The organism is Pseudomonas putida (assembly GCF_001941965.1).
In the GTDB taxonomy this organism is placed as follows: domain Bacteria; phylum Pseudomonadota; class Gammaproteobacteria; order Pseudomonadales; family Pseudomonadaceae; genus Aquipseudomonas; species Aquipseudomonas putida_L.
Map to the genome: position 1 here is coordinate 168,012 of NZ_MKZO01000075.1, position 18,807 is coordinate 186,818.

General features: G+C 64.8%; 16 protein-coding genes. 12 read left to right on the forward strand and 4 right to left on the reverse strand.

Annotated elements, in window-relative coordinates:
* Positions 1-148: 148 nt before the first annotated feature.
* From edd to PSEMO_RS31005, 9 genes are all read left to right on the forward strand, one after another.
* Complete coding sequence (gene edd / locus PSEMO_RS30965) at positions 149-1,975, forward strand: phosphogluconate dehydratase (RefSeq protein ID WP_075806662.1); 1,827 nt, start codon at positions 149-151, stop codon at positions 1,973-1,975.
* Positions 1,972-2,943 (forward strand): glucokinase, encoded by a 972-nt coding sequence (locus PSEMO_RS30970; RefSeq protein ID WP_075806663.1) that lies wholly within the window; start codon positions 1,972-1,974, stop codon positions 2,941-2,943. Before edd ends, PSEMO_RS30970 begins: the two co-directional genes overlap by 4 nt.
* A gap of 27 nt (positions 2,944-2,970) precedes the next feature.
* Positions 2,971-3,681: a response regulator gene (locus PSEMO_RS30975; RefSeq protein ID WP_075806664.1), complete on the forward strand. Its 711-nt coding sequence runs from the start codon at positions 2,971-2,973 to the stop codon at positions 3,679-3,681.
* Positions 3,682-3,700: 19 nt separating this feature from the next.
* A complete protein-coding gene (locus PSEMO_RS30980) occupies positions 3,701-5,116 on the forward strand; it encodes an ATP-binding protein (RefSeq protein WP_178392089.1) in 1,416 nt (471 codons plus the stop codon).
* Positions 5,117-5,338: 222 nt separating this feature from the next.
* Positions 5,339-6,604, forward strand: coding sequence for an ABC transporter substrate-binding protein (locus tag PSEMO_RS30985; RefSeq protein WP_075806666.1), 1,266 nt, complete (start codon positions 5,339-5,341; stop codon positions 6,602-6,604).
* Between the two features lie 100 nt (positions 6,605-6,704).
* Positions 6,705-7,613, forward strand: coding sequence for a carbohydrate ABC transporter permease (locus PSEMO_RS30990; RefSeq protein WP_075806667.1), 909 nt, complete (start codon positions 6,705-6,707; stop codon positions 7,611-7,613).
* Positions 7,606-8,427 carry a carbohydrate ABC transporter permease gene (locus PSEMO_RS30995; RefSeq protein ID WP_075806668.1) on the forward strand — a complete coding sequence of 274 codons (822 nt, stop codon included), beginning with the start codon at positions 7,606-7,608 and terminating at the stop codon, positions 8,425-8,427. The genes PSEMO_RS30990 and PSEMO_RS30995 overlap by 8 nt, the downstream gene beginning before the upstream one ends.
* Positions 8,428-8,430: 3 nt before the next feature.
* Positions 8,431-9,624 (forward strand): ABC transporter ATP-binding protein, encoded by a 1,194-nt coding sequence (locus PSEMO_RS31000; protein WP_075806669.1) that lies wholly within the window; start codon positions 8,431-8,433, stop codon positions 9,622-9,624.
* Complete coding sequence (locus PSEMO_RS31005; protein ID WP_075806670.1) at positions 9,594-10,901, forward strand: carbohydrate porin; 1,308 nt, start codon at positions 9,594-9,596, stop codon at positions 10,899-10,901. The genes PSEMO_RS31000 and PSEMO_RS31005 overlap by 31 nt, the downstream gene beginning before the upstream one ends.
* Before the next feature lie 139 nt (positions 10,902-11,040).
* On the opposite strand, the gene PSEMO_RS31010 is transcribed toward PSEMO_RS31005, so the two are convergent.
* Entirely contained in the window at positions 11,041-11,901 is an 861-nt protein-coding gene (locus PSEMO_RS31010) for a MurR/RpiR family transcriptional regulator (protein WP_178392090.1), read from the reverse strand.
* Between the two features lie 210 nt (positions 11,902-12,111).
* On the opposite strand from PSEMO_RS31010, the gene zwf reads away from it, so the two are divergent.
* From zwf to PSEMO_RS31025, 3 genes are read left to right on the forward strand one after another with little or no spacing between them, the layout of a single operon-like run.
* Positions 12,112-13,584, forward strand: coding sequence for a glucose-6-phosphate dehydrogenase (gene zwf, locus PSEMO_RS31015; RefSeq protein WP_075806672.1), 1,473 nt, complete (start codon positions 12,112-12,114; stop codon positions 13,582-13,584).
* Positions 13,571-14,284, forward strand: coding sequence for a 6-phosphogluconolactonase (gene pgl / locus PSEMO_RS31020; protein WP_075806673.1), 714 nt, complete (start codon positions 13,571-13,573; stop codon positions 14,282-14,284). The genes zwf and pgl overlap by 14 nt, the downstream gene beginning before the upstream one ends.
* A 16-nt stretch (positions 14,285-14,300) precedes the next feature.
* Positions 14,301-14,978, forward strand: a complete 678-nt coding sequence (locus PSEMO_RS31025; RefSeq protein ID WP_075806674.1) for a bifunctional 4-hydroxy-2-oxoglutarate aldolase/2-dehydro-3-deoxy-phosphogluconate aldolase — start codon at positions 14,301-14,303, stop codon at positions 14,976-14,978.
* 145 nt (positions 14,979-15,123) lie between these two features.
* Here PSEMO_RS31025 and PSEMO_RS31030 read toward each other — a convergent pair whose 3' ends face one another.
* From PSEMO_RS31030 to PSEMO_RS31040, 3 genes are read right to left on the reverse strand one after another with little or no spacing between them, the layout of a single operon-like run.
* A complete protein-coding gene (locus PSEMO_RS31030; protein WP_144443655.1) occupies positions 15,124-16,152 on the reverse strand; it encodes a DUF6384 family protein in 1,029 nt (342 codons plus the stop codon).
* The gene (locus tag PSEMO_RS31035; protein WP_075806676.1) at positions 16,149-17,291 is read right to left on the reverse strand and encodes a merozoite surface protein 3b; all 1,143 of its coding nucleotides are present in this window, start codon (positions 17,289-17,291) and stop codon (positions 16,149-16,151) included. The genes PSEMO_RS31030 and PSEMO_RS31035 overlap by 4 nt, the downstream gene beginning before the upstream one ends.
* Before the next feature lie 8 nt (positions 17,292-17,299).
* On the reverse strand, positions 17,300-18,694 hold the full coding sequence (locus PSEMO_RS31040; protein ID WP_144443656.1) for a hypothetical protein: 1,395 nt from the start codon (positions 18,692-18,694) through the stop codon (positions 17,300-17,302).
* Positions 18,695-18,807 lie beyond the last annotated feature (113 nt).

Genomic DNA, 18,807 nt, shown 5'->3' on the forward strand with positions numbered 1-18,807 from the left:
GCTTCTCTGCTGGCAGTATTTTGTTCGAATTACCACGTAGAGCGATCGAGACCTTTCTGCCATTGCCTGTCCTTCAGCCTAGGCGCAATCGTTTGGAAGGGGAAACCGCCAGAGAGTCGCAACCACCGTTTAGCCTGGAGTCGAGTTCATGCATCCGCGTATTGTCGAGGTCACCGAACGGTTGATCGCCCGCAGCCGTCCCACCCGTGAACGCTACCTGCAACTGATCCGCGGCGCTGCCAGCGACGGCCCGATGCGCGCCCGCCTGCAATGCGCCAACTTCGCCCACGCCGTGGCCGGATGCGGCGCCGACGACAAGCAGACCCTGCGCCTGAGCAACTCGGCCAACGTCGCCATCGTCTCCGCCTACAACGACCTGCTTTCGGCGCACCAGCCCTACGAGCACTACCCCGAGCAGATCAAGCAGGCCCTGCGCGAGATCGGCTCGGTCGGCCAGTTCGCCGGCGGTGTGCCGGCCATGTGCGACGGCGTGACCCAGGGCGAGCCGGGCATGGAGATCGGCATCGCCAGCCGCGAGGTGATCGCCATGTCCACCGCCGTGGCGCTGTCGCACAACCTGTTCGATGCGGCGCTGATGCTCGGCATCTGCGACAAGATCGTCCCCGGCCTGATGATGGGCGCGCTGCGCTTCGGTCATCTACCGATGCTGTTCGTCCCTGGGGGGCCGATGCCCTCGGGGATTTCCAACAAGGAAAAGGCCGAGGTACGCCAGCTCTACGCCGAGGGCAAGGCCACGCGCGAACAACTGCTGGAGTCGGAGATGAAGTCCTACCACAGCCCCGGCACCTGCACCTTCTACGGCACCGCCAACACCAACCAGTTGCTGATGGAAGTGATGGGCCTGCACCTGCCGGGCGCCTCCTTCGTCAATCCGTACACGCCGCTGCGTGATGCCCTGACCGTGGCGGCGGCGCAGCAGGTCACCCGCCTGACCAAGGCCAATGGCGCGTTCATGCCGATCGGCGAAATCGTCGACGAGAAGGTCATCGTCAACTCGGTGGTGGCCCTGCATGCCACCGGCGGCTCCACCAACCACACCCTGCATATCCCGGCCATCGCCCAGGCCGCCGGCATCCAGCTGACCTGGCAGGACATGGCCGAGCTGTCCGAGGTGGTGCCGACCCTGTGCCACGTCTATCCGAACGGCAAGGCCGATATCAACCACTTCCAGGCGGCGGGGGGCATGGCCTTCCTGATTCGCGAACTGCTGGATGCCGGGTTGCTGCATGAGGATGTGAATACCGTCGCCGGCCATGGCCTGCGCCGCTATGTCGAGGAGCCGTTCCTCGATGGCGACAGGCTGGTCTGGCGTGACGGTCCGCAACAGAGCCTCGATGAATCCATCCTGCGTCCCGTGGCCCGGCCATTCTCGCCGGAAGGCGGGCTGCGGGTGATGGAAGGCAATCTCGGCCGTGGTGTGATGAAGGTCTCCGCCGTCGCGCCCGAACATCAGGTGGTGGAGGCCCCGGCTCGGGTCTTCCACGACCAGCAGGCCCTGGCCGATGCGTTCAAGGCCGGCGAGCTGGAGTGCGACTTCGTCGCCGTGATGCGCTTCCAGGGCCCGCGCTGCAACGGCATGCCCGAGCTGCACAAGATGACCCCGTTCCTCGGCGTGCTGCAGGACCGTGGCTTCAAGGTCGCGCTGGTTACCGACGGGCGCATGTCCGGCGCCTCGGGCAAGATCCCGGCGGCCATCCATGTCTGCCCGGAAGCCTATGACGGCGGACCGCTGGCGCGGGTGCGCGATGGCGATATCGTGCGTGTCGATGGCGTCACCGGCAGCCTGCTGGTGCGGGTTTCGGACGAAGAGCTGGCCTCCCGCGAGATCCCGCCCGCCCCCCTGGGCAACGACCTCGGCTGTGGTCGCGAACTCTTCGGTTTCATGCGTCAGGCCTTCAGCCCGGCGGAGAAGGGCGCGAGCGCCTTCACCCAGGCACTGGAGGGCCTGAAATGAAGGTTGCGCTGGTCGGTGATCTCGGTGGTACCAACGCCCGTTTCGCCCTCTGGCGCGACGATGCCCTGCATGATGTGCAGGTTTTTCCGACGGCGGACTACAGCAGCCCGGAACAGGCCATCGGTGTGTATCTGCAGGCCCATGGCATAGCCAAGGGGGAACTGGAAGCGGTGTGCCTGGCGGTGGCCGGGCCGGTCTCCGGTGACGAGTTTCGTTTCACCAACAGCCACTGGCGGATCAACCGCACGACTTTCTGCGCCAACCTGCAGATCGAGCACCTGCTGCTGATCAACGACTTCTCGGCCATGGCCCTGGGCATGACCCGGCTGCGTCCGGAGGAGCGGGTCAGCGTGTGTGCCGGCGAGGCCGACCTGACCCGCCCGGCATTGATCATCGGGCCAGGCACCGGCCTGGGTGTCGCCAGTCTGCTGCGTCTGGAAGAGGGCCGCTGGCTGGCCATGCCGGGGGAGGGCGGGCATGTCGATCTGCCGGTGAACGATGCTCGGGAGGCGGCGATCCGCCAGGCCATTTCCGAACATACCGGGCATGTCAGTGCCGAGACCGTATTGAGTGGTGGCGGCCTGCTGCGCCTGTATCAGGCGATCTGCACCCTCGACGCCCATGCGCCGACCCTGACGACCCCCGCCGCCATCACCGACGCCGCGCTGTCCGGCGATCCCCTGGCGCTGGCAGTGATCGAGCAGTTCTGTCGCTTCCTCGGCCGGGTCGCCGGCAACGATGTGCTGACCCTCGGCGGCCGTGGCGGCGTGTATATCGTCGGCGGCGTGGTACCGCGTTTCAGCCGCCTGTTCCTGCGCAGCGGCTTTGCCGAAAGCTTCGCCGAAAAGGGCTGCATGAGCGGCTATTTCAAGGACATCCCGGTGTGGCTGGTGACCGCCGAATTCTCCGGTCTGCTCGGCGCCGGCGTGGCCTTGCAGCAGGCGCTGGCGGGAACGTCTAAGGTGTGACCCACGGGCAAGACAAGGACCGCTGTAGTGAGCAAGTCGATTCTGCTGGTGGATGACGACCAGGACATCCGTGAACTGCTGGACGCCTACCTGAGCCGTTGCGGTTTTCAGGTGCGCGCCGTGGCCGACGGCCAGGCCTTTCGCCAGGCGCTGGATGCCGAGGGCAGCGACCTGGTGATCCTCGATGTGATGCTACCCGACGAGGACGGTTTCAGCCTGTGCCGCTGGGTGCGCCAGCACCCGCGCCAGGCGCAGGTGCCGATCATCATGCTGACGGCCAGCTCGGACGAAGCCGACCGGGTGATCGGCCTGGAGCTGGGCGCCGACGACTACCTCGGCAAGCCCTTCAGCCCCCGCGAGCTGCAGGCGCGGATCAAGGCGCTGCTGCGCCGGGCCGGGTTCCAGGCCCCGGGCGGCGAGGTGCTGGCGTTCGATGACTGGCGCCTGGATACCATCAGCCATCGCCTGTTCCACCGCGATGGCGAGGAAGTGATTCTCTCCGGGGCCGACTTCGCCCTGCTCAAGCTGTTTCTCGATCATCCGCAACAGATCCTCGATCGCGACACCATCGGCAATGCCACCCGTGGTCGCGAGCCGATGCCGCTGGACCGCATCGTCGACATGGCGGTCAGCCGCCTGCGCCAGCGCCTGCGCGACACCGACAAGCCGCCGCGGCTGATCCGTACCGTGCGTGGCAGTGGTTACCTGCTGGCGGCCAGTGTTGCTGCGTCGCACTGAGCGCCGCTGGCGCCTGCCGCTGCCGCGTTCGCTGCTGGGGCGGATGCTGCTGCTGACCTTGCTGGTGGTGCTGCTCGCCCAGGGCCTGTCGAGCCTGATATGGCTCTCGCAACTGCGCGCCAGCCAGCGCGAGGGCCTGGTGGCCAGCGCCCGCAGCCTGGCCCATTCGATGAGCGCCAGCGTCAGCTATTTCCGCTCGCTGCCCCTGGCCTACCGGCCGCTGGTGCTGGACCAGTTGCGCAGCATGGGCGGCACGCGCTTCTTCGTGTCATTGAACGATCGCCCGCTGGACATGCAGGTGCTGCCCAGCACGCCGCGCAAGGAGGCGGTGATTGCGGCGGTGGACGAGGTGTTGCGCCAGCGCCTGGGCGAAATGCGCATCTCGGTGGAGTTCGTCAGTCCGCAGGACCTGCGGATCTTCAACAGCGGCCTCAAGCTCGATGAATTGCCGCGCTCCTGGGCCCACTACGCGTTGACCCTGGAGCCGGTGGAGCCGCCGGTGCTGGTGACCCAGATCCGCCTGGCCGAAGGTGAATGGCTGTATATCGCCTCGCTGCTGCCGGAGCCCTACACCACCCTCGAAGACGAAGGCTTGCCGCGCCAGCAGATCCTCTTCATCGGCCTGACCAGTTTCTTCCTGCTGCTGTTCATCGGCCTGCTGGTGCACTGGCAGAGCCGGCCGCTCAAGCGCCTGGCCCTGGCGGCGCGGGAGATGTCCCTCGGCGCGGATGTGGCGCCGGTGGTGGAGGGCGGCGGCAGTGAGGTGGAGGAAGTGGGGCGGGCGTTCAATGCCATGCATGAGCGCATCAGCCGTTATCTCACCGAGCGCAGCCAATTGTTCAGCGCGATTTCCCATGACCTGCGTACGCCCATCACCCGTTTGCGCCTGCGGGTCGAGCTGCTGGAGGACGAGCAGGTCCAGGCGAAATTCGGGCGGGATCTGGATGAGCTGGAGATGCTGGTGAAGGGCGCGCTGCAATGCGTGAAGGACACGGATATCCACGAGAACATCGAAGCCATCGATCTGAACCAGGTGCTGGAATGCCTGGTCGAGCCGTACCTTGCCAGTGGCCGGGTGACCGTCCGCGGGCGTGCCGAGACGGCCTATCCGGGCAAGCCGCTGGCGTTGCGCCGTTGTATCGGCAACCTGATCGACAACGCCCTGAAGTACGGTGAGCGTGCGCACTTGCGGATCATCGATGGCGAGGACAGCTTCGTGCTGCACGTCGATGACGAAGGGCCGGGGGTGCCGGCGCAGCAACTGGAGCAGGTGTTCGAGCCGCATTTCCGCCTGGCCGGGAAACAGCAGGGGTATGGGCTGGGGTTGGGGATTGCCAGGAATATTGCCCATAGCCATGGCGGAGAGGTGAGCCTGAGGAATCTGCGGGAGGGTGGGTTGAGAGTGAGCCTGAGCCTGCCTAGATATCTTGATTGATCTTCCGGGCCCTATCGCTGGCAAGCCAGCTCCCACAGGGTTCTGGGCCAGCCAGAAAATTTGTGAGCGACGCGGAACCTGTGGGAGCTGGCTTGCCAGCGATGAGGCCTGAAGGATCACAGCCAATGTCACTGCCTGGTGACATTCCCGCATCCCTTCGTTACCTCCACCCTCAGATCCCCTGTTTAGACTCCAGGCAAAACAACAAAAAGGCTTTTCCCGATGAATGCGATCACCCGTCTCGCCGCCGTCGTTTCCCTCGCCTCGCTGTTCCCCCTTTCTGCCCTGGCCGCCGACAATCCCGGCACCGTGGACGTTCTCCACTGGTGGACCTCCGGCGGCGAAGCCAAGGCCGTCGAGACCCTCAAGCAGCAGATCCAGAAAGATGGTTTCATCTGGAAGGACAACGCCGTCGCCGGTGGCGGCGGTGCCGCGGCCATGACCGTGCTGAAGACCCGCGCCATCTCCGGCAACCCGCCTTCCGCCGCCCAGATCAAGGGCCCGGATATCCAGGAATGGGGCGCCCTCGGCCTGCTCACCGAACTGGACGACGTGGCCGCCGCCAACCAGTGGGACGACCTGCTGCCGAAGCAGGTCGCCGACATCATGAAGTACGACGGCCACTACGTCGCCGTGCCGGTGAACATCCACCGGGTCAACTGGCTGTGGATCAACCCGCAGGTGTTCGACAAGGCCGGGGCCAAGGTGCCCACTACCCTCGATGAACTCTTCGCCGCTGCCGACAAGCTCAAGGCCGCCGGCTTCATTCCCCTGGCCCATGGCGGCCAGCCGTGGCAGGACAGCACGGTGTTCGAGGACCTGGTCCTGAGCATCCTCGGGCCCAAGGGCTATCACGCCGCCTTCGTCGAGCTGGACGAGAAGACCCTGACCGGGCCACAGATGACCGAGGCCTTCGCCACCCTCAAGCGCCTCGGCACCTACATGGACCCCAACCGCGCCGGGCGTGACTGGAACATCGCCGCTGCCGAGGTGATCAACGGCAAGGCCGGCATGCAGATCATGGGCGACTGGGCCAAGAGCGAATGGAGCGCCGCCGGCAAGGTGGCGGGCAAGGACTACCAGTGCGTGGCCTTCCCCGGCACCCAGGGCAGCTTCGCCTACAACATCGATTCGCTGGCGATGTTCAAGCTCAAGGATGCCAACGACATCAAGGCGCAGAACGACCTGGCCAAGGTCGCCCTGGAGCCGCAGTTCCAGACCGTGTTCAACCAGAACAAGGGCTCGCTGCCGGTGCGCCAGGACATGGACATGAGCCCGTTCGACGCCTGCACCCGGAAGTCGGCGGCGGACTTCAAGGAAGCAGCCAAGGGCGACGGCCTGCAACCGAGCATGGCGCACAACATGGCCACGACCCTGGCGGTGCAGGGGGCGATCTTCGATGTAGTGACCAACTTCCTCAACGATCCCCAGGCCGAGCCGGCGACGGCGGTGAAGCAGCTTAACGCGGCGATCAAGGCGGCCAGGTAGCCCCAATCGCTGGCAAGCCAGCTCCCACAATGTACCGCTGAACCTGTGGGAGCTGGCTTGCCAGCGATGAGGCCCTCCCAAACACCGGAGATCCCCGATCATGACCACTGCAATCGCCCAGCGGCGAGCCTCCCCCCTGGACGCTCTCCAGCGCTGGCTACCGAAACTGGTCCTGGCCCCGAGCATGCTCATCGTGCTGGTGGGCTTCTACGGCTATATCCTCTGGACCTTCATCCTGTCCTTCACCAACTCCAGCTTCATGCCCAGCTACAAGTGGGTCGGCCTGGCCCAGTACGCACGGCTGATGGACAACGACCGCTGGTGGGTGGCAAGCAAGAACCTGCTGGTGTTCGGCGGCCTGTTCATCGCCATCAGCCTGGTGGTCGGAGTGCTTCTGGCCGTGCTGCTGGACCAGCGCATCCGCCGCGAAGGCTTTATCCGCACGATCTACCTGTACCCCATGGCGCTGTCGATGATCGTCACCGGCACTGCCTGGAAATGGCTGCTCAACCCCGGCCTGGGCCTGGACAAGCTGCTGCGCGACTGGGGCTGGGAGGGTTTTCGCTTCGACTGGCTGGTGGACCCGGACCGGGCCGTCTACTGCCTGGTGATCGCCGCCGTGTGGCAGGCCTCGGGCTTCGTCATGGCGCTGTTCCTCGCCGGCCTGCGTGGCGTTGATTCGTCCGTCGTGCGCGCCGCCCAGGTCGATGGCGCAAGCCTGCCGGTGATCTACCTGCGCATCGTCCTGCCGAGCCTGCGCCCGGTGTTCTTCAGCGCGCTGATGATCCTCGCCCATATCGCGATCAAGAGCTTCGACCTGGTGGCGGCCATGACCGCCGGCGGCCCGGGCTACTCCTCCGACCTGCCGGCGATGTTCATGTATTCCTTCACCTTCAGCCGTGGCCAGATGGGCATGGGCTCGGCCAGCGCGATCCTGATGCTGGGGGCGATCCTGTCGATCCTGGTGCCGTACCTGTACTCGGAGCTGCGAGGCAAGCGCCATGACTAGAGCTTCCCGCATTGCCATCTACGCGACCTTGCTGGCGGCCTGCGCGGTGTACCTGATCCCGCTGCTGGTGATGCTCCTGACCAGCTTCAAGAGCCCCGAGGACATCCGCACCGGCAACCTGCTCAGTTGGCCCGAAGTGGTCACCGGGATCGGCTGGATCAAGGCCTGGGACACCGTGGGCGGCTACTTCTGGAACTCGGTGAAGATCACCGTGCCGGCCGTGCTGATCTCGACCCTGCTCGGCGCGCTCAACGGCTACGTCCTGTCGATGTGGCGCTTCCGCGGTTCGCAGCTGTTCTTCGGCCTGCTCCTGTTCGGCTGCTTCCTGCCGTTCCAGACCGTACTGCTGCCGGCCTCCTTCACCCTCGGCAAGCTCGGCCTGGCCAGCACCACCACCGGCCTGGTGCTGGTGCATATCGTCTATGGCCTGGCCTTCACCACGCTGTTCTTCCGCAACTACTACTGCAGTGTGCCGGAGGCCCTGGTGCGCGCGGCGCGGCTGGACGGGGCGGGGTTCTTCATGATCTTCGGGCGGATCCTTTTGCCCATGTCGGTGCCGATCATCATGGTCTGCCTGATCTGGCAGTTCACCCAGATCTGGAACGACTTCCTCTTCGGCGTGGTGTTCGCCAGCGGCGACGCCCAACCGATCACCGTGGCCCTGAACAACCTGGTCAACACCAGCACCGGGGTCAAGGAATACAACGTCGACATGGCCGCGGCGATGATCGCCGGCCTGCCGACCCTGCTGGTCTATGTCCTTGCGGGCAAATACTTCCTGCGCGGGCTCACGGCCGGCGCGGTCAAGGGGTGAAGCATGGCAACGCTGGAACTGCGCAACGTCAACAAGAGCTACGGCAGCGGGCTGCCGGACACCTTGAAAAACATCGAGCTGAAGATCGATTCCGGGGAGTTCCTGATCCTCGTCGGCCCGTCCGGCTGCGGTAAATCCACGCTGATGAACTGCATCGCCGGGCTGGAGCAGATCAGCGGCGGGGCGATCCTGGTGGACGACGCCGATATCAGCGGCATGAGCCCCAAGGACCGGGACATCGCCATGGTCTTCCAGTCCTACGCGCTGTACCCGACCATGAACGTACGCGACAACATCGCCTTCGGCCTGAAGATCCGCAAGATGCCGGCGGCGGCCATCGACGAGGAAGTGGCGCGGGTCTCGCGGCTGCTGCAGATCGAGCATCTGCTGTCGCGAAAACCCGGCCAGCTTTCCGGCGGCCAGCAGCAGCGCGTGGCCATGGGCCGGGCGCTGGCGCGGCGGCCGAAGATCTACCTGTTCGACGAGCCACTGTCGAACCTCGACGCCAAGCTGCGGGTGGAGATGCGCACCGAGATCAAGCTGATGCACCAGCGCCTGAAAACCACCACGGTGTACGTCACCCACGACCAGATCGAGGCCATGACCCTGGGCGACAAGGTAGCGGTGATGAAGGACGGGCTGATCCAGCAATTCGGCACGCCGCAGCAGATCTACAACGATCCGGCCAACCTGTTCGTCGCCAGCTTCATCGGCTCGCCACCGATGAACTTCATTCCGCTGCGCCTGCAACGCCGCGAAGGGCGCCTGCAGGCGCTGCTCGACAGCGGCCAGGCGCGCTGCGAGCTGCCGTTGGGACTGAGCGAGGCGGGGCTGGAGGATCGTGACGTGATCCTGGGTATCCGCCCGGAGCAGATCAGCCTGGCGCCCGGCGAAGGCAACGGCCTGCCGAGCATCCGTGCCGAAGTGCAGATCACCGAGCCCACCGGCCCGGACCTGCTGGTGTTCGTCACCCTCAACCAGACCAAGGTCTGCTGCCGCCTGCCGCCGGATGTCCCGGCACGGGTCGGCGACAGCCTGACCCTGCAATTCGATCCCGCCCGGGTGCTGCTGTTCGACGCTGCCAGCGGCGAACGCCTGGGCGCGATCGGTGCTTCGCCCGCTGTACACGAATCCCCATCGATAACAAGAAACCGAGGAAATAACGGATGGAGTACTTCAAGCGCACTTCAGGAGTGATCCCGCTGGCCGTGCTGGTGGCGGTGGCGAGCAACCCGGCGCTGGCCGCCGGGGCCTTCGAGTCGTCGTCGAAATGGATGACCGGCGACTGGGGCGGGACCCGTACCGAATTGCTGGAAAAGGGCTACGACTTTACCCTCGACTATGTCGGCGAGGCGGCCACCAACCTGCACGGCGGCTACAACGACGACCGTACCGCGCGCTACAGCGACCAGTTCGCCCTGGGCATGAAGCTCGACCTGCAGAAGATCCTTGGCTGGCAGGACGCCGAGTTCAAGCTGGCGATCACCGAGCGCAGCGGGCGCAACCTGTCCAACGACCGCATCAGCGACCCGCGTGCCGGGCAGTTCAGCTCGGTGCAGGAGGTCTGGGGCCGCGGCCAGACCTGGCGGCTGACGCAGATGTGGGTCAAGCAGAAGTACTTTGATGGCGCCCTCGATGTGAAGGTCGGGCGCTTTGGCGAGGGCGAGGATTTCAACAGCTTCCCCTGCGACTTCCAGAACCTGGCGTTCTGTGGCTCCCAGGTCGGCAACTGGGTCGGCGGCATCTGGTACAACTGGCCGGTCAGCCAGTGGGCGATGCGGGTCAAGTACAACCTCACCCCGGAGTTCTTCGCCCAGGTCGGGGTGTTCGAGCAGAATCCGTCGAATCTGGAAACCGGCAACGGCTTCAAGCTCAGCGGCAGCGGGACCAAGGGCATGATCCTGCCGGTGGAGCTGGTCTGGTCGCCCCGGGTCGGCGGGCTGCCGGGTGAGTACCGGCTGGGGTACTACTACAGCACGGCCAAGGCTGACGACATTCGCGACCCGTCGCAAAGCCATTCGAGCAAGCACGGCTGGTGGGTGGTGGCGCAGCAGCAGGTTACCGCGCACGAGGGCGACGCCAATCGCGGGTTGAGCCTGTTCGCCAACTTTACCGTGCACGACAAGGACACCAACGTGGTGGACAACTACCAGCAGGTGGGGATGGTGTACAAAGGCGCGTTCGACGGGCGGCCCAAGGACGATATCGGCGTCGGCGTGGCGCGGATCCACGTCAACGATGACGTGAAGAAACGGGCGGAGCTGATCAATGCCGGCAATGGCATCGACGACTACGACAACCCGGCCTTCGTGCCGATCCAGCGCAGCGAGTACAACGCCGAGCTGTACTACGGCTTCCACGTCACCGGCTGGCTGACCGTGCGGCCGAACCTGCAGTACATCAAGAGCCCGGGCGGGGTGGACGAGGTGGACAATGCACTGGTGGCGGGGATCAAGGTGCAGAGCTCGTTCTGAGGCAACCTTGTAGTAAGTTTACAAACCTTCAGGGCCTCATCGCTGGCAAGCCAGCTCCCACAGGGTTCGCGGTGCACACGGAACCTGTGGGAGCTGGCTTGCCAGCGATAGGGCCCTCAAGAACACTGCAAATTCCGGATCAGCCCAACTCATCATCCAGCGGATACCGACTGGCATTCAGGCTTTCCTTGATCTTCCTCAGATGCGGCTGGAAATCCGCTCCGCGGCGCAAGGTCATGCCCGTCGCCAGCACATCCAGCACCGTCAGCTGGATGATCCGCGAAGTCATCGGCATATAGATATCGGTATCTTCCGGCAACGGGATATTCAGGCTCAGGCTGCTGGCCCGGGCCAGTGGCGAGTTGGCGGCGGTCAGGGCCAGCACCGAGGCGCCGTTGTCCCGGGCCAGTTGCGCCACTTCCACCAGCTCACGGGTACGCCCGGTGTAGGAAATGATCACGAACAGATCCCCGGTATGCGCCACCGACGCCAGCATGCGCTGCATCAGCACATCGGCATGCGCCGACACCGCGAGGTTGAAGCGGAAGAACTTGTGCTGGGCATCCAGCGCCACCGGCGCCGAGGCCCCGAGGCCAAAGAAATGAATCTGCCGGGCCTGGATCAGCATGTCCACGGCGCGGCTGATCAGCACCGGGTCGAGCTGCTGCCAGGCACTGTCGAGGGACGCGATGGTGCTGCCGAAGATCTTTTGCGTGAACGCCGCCGGATCATCGTTGGGCTCCACCGCCCGACTGACGTAGGCTGCACCGCTGGCCAGGCTCTGTGCCAGTTGCAGCTTGAGTTCCGGGTAGCCACTGACGCCGAAGGAGCGGCAGAAGCGGTTGACCGTCGGTTCGCTGACCTTGGCCGCCTGGGCCAGTGCGGCGATGCTGAAGCGGGTGGCCTGTTGAGGGGCGGCGAGGATGACTTCGGCGACTTTGCGTTCAGCCTTGTTCAGCTCGTCGAGACGGCCCTGAATCTGCTCCAGGAGGTTGCGCACGCGGTCCATTCGGGTTCCTTCGGTCGGGGAGTCGGCCAATTCGTGCAAGCACGGGCCGGGTTCACAAGGTCGTATCCTACTAATGGCAGGGTAGACCCACCACTGGTATCTGTACTGCAGGTCAAATGTTGTTGTTCTTACTACATTTAACCTTGCTAACTGTGATGGAAAGCGGTATTTCTACAACCACTTGGTAAAAGAACCTACATCATGTCTTCGATCAGTGTTGAGCCCTGCACCTTTGCCCTGTTCGGCGCCCTTGGCGACCTGGCCTTGCGCAAGCTGTTCCCGGCGCTCTACCAGCTCGACCGCGCCGGGCTGCTGCATGAGCGCACGCGCCTGCTGGCCCTGGCCCGCGAGGCCGGCAGCGTGCAGGAGCACCTGGCGTCGATCGAAGCGCACCTGCATGAGTTCGTCGCTTCCGAGGCCATCGAAGTCACGGCTCTCCAGCGTTTTCTCGCGCGCCTGAGCTACCTGCACATGGATTTCCTCGATGCCGGGGCCTATCCGCTGCTGGCCGAACAGGTCGCGCCCGACGCGCCACTGATCGCGTATTTCGCCACGCCGGCGGCAGTCTATGGCGGAATCTGCGAGAACCTGGCGAAAATCGGCCTGGTCGAGCGCACCCGGGTGGTACTGGAAAAGCCCATCGGCCATGACCTGGAGTCGTCGCGCCGGGTCAACGACGCGGTGGCGCAGTTCTTCCCGGAAAACCGCATCTATCGCATCGACCATTACCTGGGCAAGGAAACGGTGCAGAACCTGATCGCCCTGCGCTTTGCCAACAGCCTGTTCGAGACCCAGTGGAACCAGACCTCCATTTCCCATGTGGAAATCAGCGTCGCCGAGAAGGTCGGCATCGAGGGGCGCTGGGGCTATTTCGACAAGGCCGGGCAACTGCGCGACATGATCCAGAACCACCTGCTGCAACTGCTCTGCCTGATCGCCATGGACCCGCCCAGCGACCTCTCCGCCGACAGCATCCGCGACGAGAAGGTCAAGGTGCTCAAGGCCCTGGCGCCGATCACCGGCGAGGGCCTCGGCACCCGGGTGGTGCGCGGCCAGTACATTGCCGGGCACAGTGACGGCCGGGCGCTGCCGGGCTACCTCGACGAAGACAATGCCAACACCCACAGCGACACCGAAACCTTCGTCGCCCTGCGCGCCGATATCCGCAACTGGCGCTGGGCCGGGGTGCCGTTCTACCTGCGCACCGGCAAGCGCATGCCGCAGAAGCTGTCGCAGATCGTCATCCACTTCAAGGAACCGCAGCACTATATCTTCGCGGCGGAACAGCGTTTGCAGATCGGCAACAAGCTGATCATCCGCCTGCAGCCCGACGAGGGCATCTCGCTGCGGGTGATGACCAAGGAGCAGGGCCTGGACAAGGGCATGCAACTGCGCAGCAGCCCGCTGCAACTGAATTTCTCCGACGGCACCTTTCGCAGCGCACGGATCCCCGATGCCTATGAGCGGCTGCTGCTGGAGGTGATGCGCGGCAATCAGAACCTGTTTGTGCGCAAGGATGAAATCGAATACGCGTGGAAATGGTGCGACCAGCTGATCGCCGGCTGGAAACAATCCGGCGAACCGCCCCGACCCTATGCTGCGGGAACCTGGGGGCCGGTGGCGGCGGTGGCACTGATTACCCGCGATGGGAGGTCCTGGTATGGCGATATCTGAAGTGCAGTGGCCGGCAACGGTCACGCTCCATGAATTGAAGAGTGCCGAGCAACTTGCTTGGCAGTTGGCCACGGACGTTGCCGGGCGCCTGCGCACGGCGATTGCCGGGCAGGGCAGGGCGACCCTGGTGGTCTCCGGCGGACGCAGCCCGGTGGCGTTCTTCCAGGCCCTCGCGCAAGAGGCGCTGGACTGGTCGAAAGTCACCGTCAGCCTTGCCGACGAGCGCTGGGTGCCGGTGGAACATGCCGACAGCAACGAGGGTCTGCTGCGCCGTCATCTGCTGACGGGCAATGCGGCCAAGGCGCGCTTCGTTGGCCTCTATCGCAGTGCGGCGAGCCTCGACGCCGCCGCCGAGGCCGCCGAACAGGCCCTGGCCGAGCTGCCGCCGATCGATGTGCTGGTGCTGGGCATGGGGGATGACGGCCATACCGCCTCGCTGTTCCCCGCGAGCCCCAATCTTGCTGACGGCCTGAGTCTGCTGAGCAAGCGTCGCTGCCTGCCGATGCTGGCGCCGAGTGTGCCGCACCAGCGCATCAGCTTGACCCGGCGGCTATTGGCCACGGCCGGCTTCACCGTCTTGTCCGTGCAAGGTGCGGGCAAACTCGCTACCCTGCGCGCCGCGCTGGCGGGCAACGAGCTGGCGCAGATGCCGATTCGCGCCTTTCTTCACGACCCTTTGAGCATCTACTGGTGCCCATGAGCCAAGGACCCCTGTCATGACCACGCTCGAACGCCCAACGCCATTGCTGACCATGGCCGAAAAGATCGCCCGGATCGACGCGATCTGCGACCAGGCGCGCATCCTGCCGGTGATCACCATCGCCCGCGAGGCCGACATCCTGCCCCTGGCCGATGCCCTGGCCGCCGGCGGCATCCGCACCCTGGAAGTGACCCTGCGCTCCGAGCACGGCCTCAAGGCCATCAAGGTGTTGCGCGAGCAACGTCCTGAGCTGTGTGTCGGTGCCGGTACGGTACTGGATCGCTCGCAGTTCGATGCGGTGGAGGAGGCGGGGGCGCAGTTCGTGGTGACGCCGGGAGTGACCCGGGAAATCCTGCAAGCGGGCGTCGAGAGTGACATCCCGCTGCTGCCGGGGATCAGCACGCCGTCGGAAATCATGATGGGCTACGCCCTCGGCTACCGGCGCTTCAAGCTGTTCCCGGCGGAAATCAGCGGCGGTATTGCGGCGATCAAGGCCTATGCCGGGCCCTTTGCCGATGTGCGCTTCTGCCCGACGGGCGGGGTGCGGCCGGATAACCTGCTTAGCTACATGAACCTGCCGAACGTGATGTGCGTGGGCGGGACCTGGATGCTGGACAGTAGCTGGATCCGCAATGGCGACTGGGCTGCGGTGGAGAAGTGCAGTGCCGAGGCGATGGCGCTGCTCGCTGGATAATTTTTGCAACTGGTCGGGATTTGTGGCGATCTCTAGGGCCTCATCGCTGGCAAGCCAGCTCCCACAGGGTCCGAGTGCGCCGCAGAACCCTGTGGGAGCTGGCTTGCCAGCGATGAGGCCAGTCCAAACAGCACAAACCTGGCGGTCAGAACGAATCCAGCACCTTCACCGTCGCCAGCCGCTCCTGGGTAATGGTCCGGTACTTGTCCAGCGCCCGGTCGCCAAACTCCATCCGCGAGCTGAACGCCGGGCTGCTGCCCATGCGTTCCCGGTCGATCCGCACATTGTCGAGCTTTGCCTGCTTGATCCGCTGATACTGCGCTTCGCTGACCTCGACCCCGGCGACTACCGCTGGCGTCGGCCCGCTGTAGCGGCTGGTCGGGGTGATGAAGTCGACGCTGCGGCCCTGTGCATCGAAGGCCTTGAGGAAGATGAACCAACCCTTGCCTTCACAGGAGTTCGGTTCCGGACAGACTTCGACCCCGGTGGGCAGCCCGGGGACATTGGCCACGTACAGTTGCAGCTCGGGCTCGATGAAGGCGAGCATGGCCTGGAGCTTGGCGAAGGCCTGTTCCAGTGGCTGGCCGCCACGGGGCAGGTACATCGACTGGGTGGCGAACTCCAGTTGCCCGCGCTGCAGGTCACCCTCGGACAGGGGCATCGCCAGCATGCGGCTGCGCAGTTGCTCGAAGCGGGCTTCGTTCTTTTCCGCCTGGGCACCTGTCACCACGGCCGGGACATTGCCGCCAGCCGGCGGCGCCACTACCACCACGGGCTGCGCGGCTGGCGCGACGGCCTGGGCGAAGCCCCGCTTGAAACCGTGATAGAACGACACGCCGAATGACATCCCGAACATCACCGCGAACGCCAGCATGAACAGCATCCAGCAGCGGAACGCGGTGCTGCTGATCAGGCGCCCGAGAAAGCGCTGCCACAGGGTCATGGCTGGCGCCTCGAACACCAGGCGATGCCTGAAGAACTCGCGTACCCCTTGTGCGACCAGGGCATCGTCGCAGTCGATGCCCTGGCCTTTGTAGTACGCGCGAATCCGCTCCGCCACTTCCGCTTCGCGCCGGGGCAGGTCGAGGTGCTCCTCGACCTCCATGCGGCGGTGGCGCAGCTCGTCGACGAGCGCCATGGCGCCCATCTGTTCGGAGAGAAGTCCCTTGCTCATTCCGCGGCCTTGGTCAGCAGTGCGGCGAAGGCGCGTTTGGCGTCCTCGACGGCGATCGCGATGTCCCGCGAGGCGTTGCTGGCCTCGGTGCGGTAGTTGTCGGTGAGGGTCTTCATGTCGCTCTGGAAGGCCAGGGTGGCCTGGGCCAGGGCGCGCACCGAGTCGACCCGCAGGGTCGAGCCGTAGCTGGCCTTGAGGGCATCGTTGAGCTGCTGCTGGGAGCTGGCGCCCAGGGCTTCCAGGCCCTTGCTGATGCCTTCGGTAGTGGCGTTGAGGGTGTGGGTGGCCTCGGCCATGCCCTGGTTGGCGGTGAAGGACACGGCCAGGCTGGTCAGGACGATTTCGTTGGTGGAGAAGAACGAGACCATGCGCTGGTACTGACGCTCCTTGACCATGTGCACCTGGCTGATGCGGGCGAAGACCATTTCTGCGGTGTTGTAGCCGACCCGCAGGTCATCGGCGATGTCCTTGATGATCTGGAAACGCTTGTCTTCGTTCTGCAGTTCGCGCACCGCCAGGTCGCGCTTGAGCTCCAGCGCCGCACGTTCGGCGGCGGGGACTTCTTCCGTGGTAGCCACGGCCTGGTTGGCGGCGTCCAGTTCCTCGCTGCGCCGGGCCATGGACTGGTGGGCCACGGCCAGCACTTCCTGGGCGTTGACCTCGGCATTCTTCATCGCCAGGCGGAAGTCCATGTACGCCTCGAGGATCGCGTTCTCCCGGGCGATCTGCTGGTTGGCCGCCTTGCACGCTTCCAGGTAGTGCTTGCGGATGTCCTCGAAGCGGCTGGGGATCGAACCGCGGCGCATGTTCATCCAGGTCAGCTTGAGGCGTTCCATGGTGTCCAGGCGGCCATCCTCCATCCACGAGGCCATGGACGCGGCATCCTCGCGAATCGAGGTGAAGCTGTTGGTGATGTCCATGAAGCGGGTGGACACGTCCATGCCCTCGATCTGCTCGCGGACCATGCTGTTGAAACTGGTGGACTGCTGCAGCACCACTGCGATGCCGGTGACCTTGTCGTTGTCGTAGTGCGCGACCTTGTCCAGCAGGGCCAGGACCGGGGCGTCCTGGACCGGTTTGCCGAGGTCCACGCCGATGGTGCGCAGGCCGGTGATGGCGCGTTCGAGGTATTGGCTCATGGGTGTCCTTACGAGGTGAGGCTTTGATCGGTGATCCGCTGCGCGTCAGGCGCGGCGAGGCTGGCGGGTTGCGCCTGCTCGGTGTCGGTGAACCACTGGCGCTGCTTGTCGAAGACTTCGATCAGGTCGACGGCGCTCAGGTTGCGCTTCATGTAGCTGGCGATCAGGTCGGGATAGTCGAGGCTGGCGGGGTAGCTGTAGAAGCGCTCGGTGTTGTACAGGCAGGGGCACTGTGCTTCGAAGTCTTCGTCCTCTTCATCGTCATGCACGATGTGGTGACAAGCGCAGTTGCACGAGGCATCGCAGGTATTGTCCGTCTTGCGCAGGTCGCGCAAGGCCCATTCCAGCTCCTTGGCGTGCACGTAGTCGTCCATCGCCTGCCCGGTGCGCTCGTTGCTGTTGTCCAGCGTTTCGTTGACCGCATTCAGCGCCTCCCAGTGCCGGTCGAAAGGCTGGCGGTCATCGGGGTGGCGTTCGATGAGGATTTCCATGACCTGGTAGAGGTCTTCTGCGGCGATCTGCTCATCCACCCACTGGGTGATCTCGTTGCCCAGTTCGTCCCGTTCGTCATCGTTGAAGGCGTCGAGCTCGTCGTAGGCATCGTTGGCGCGCCGCTTGGCGGCAATGATCTGCTTGACCAGCAGGGTGAAACGCAAGCCGTCGGGGCCGCTTTTCAGCTTGTCGAGGCCGCTGAGCCAGGAGCTCGCATTGCCGTGCTCCAGGGCCTGGATGCGCTTGGCGCATTCACTGACCAGGTCATTCACGGCGTCGGGCATGGAGCGCAGGATCAGCTCGTTGCGGCGGTTCTCGCGATAGTTGACCTTGCTCGCCAGCCAGTCGTCGAACGTCCGCCACAGCCCGCTGCGGGCGTAATCGTCGGTGCCATAGCGGCGCTTGCGCAGGTAGACGTAGAAGCCGTTGCGCTCGTACGCCGGCATCTTTTCGTCCCGCTCCCTGGCGAGGCGGGCCAGAGACTCGCCAAGGCGTGCGTGTTCGGCAGACAGGTTATCGATACGTTGCTGGTAGCCGGCGAAGTCGGGATTTTCCAGGTACTGGCGCCAGAGTTGCAGTTGCTGCTGTTCGCGCTGGGCGAGCAGCAGGCGAAATTCTCCGACCAGCCGGGTGATGTCCTGTTCTATCGCCTTCAGGGCCTGGCTTGCCTTGGCCACCAGCGCCGCGCGTTGTCCGAGGGCGTGACGGACTTCGCTTTCAAGATGGGCATTGTGCAGCGGTACGTCCGGCTGCTGGCGCAGGTCGGCGATGATGTCCTGGACCGTACTTGTGTGGCGGTGCCAGGCATCGAGCTGCGCCGATTCATGCCCGCCAAGAATGACTTCGTAGTGGCGGACATTGTCTTCCACCAAGGCCAGCAAGGCCCCTGGTGTCAGGTTTTCAGTGCTCACGTCGTCCATGACCTCGATACGGTGAGGGGTAAATAGAGTGGCGGCAGTATACCCAGTGGTGGCGGCAAATTAATGGCGTTTTCCTTCGGCGGGGAAATTAAAAACCGCCGGCA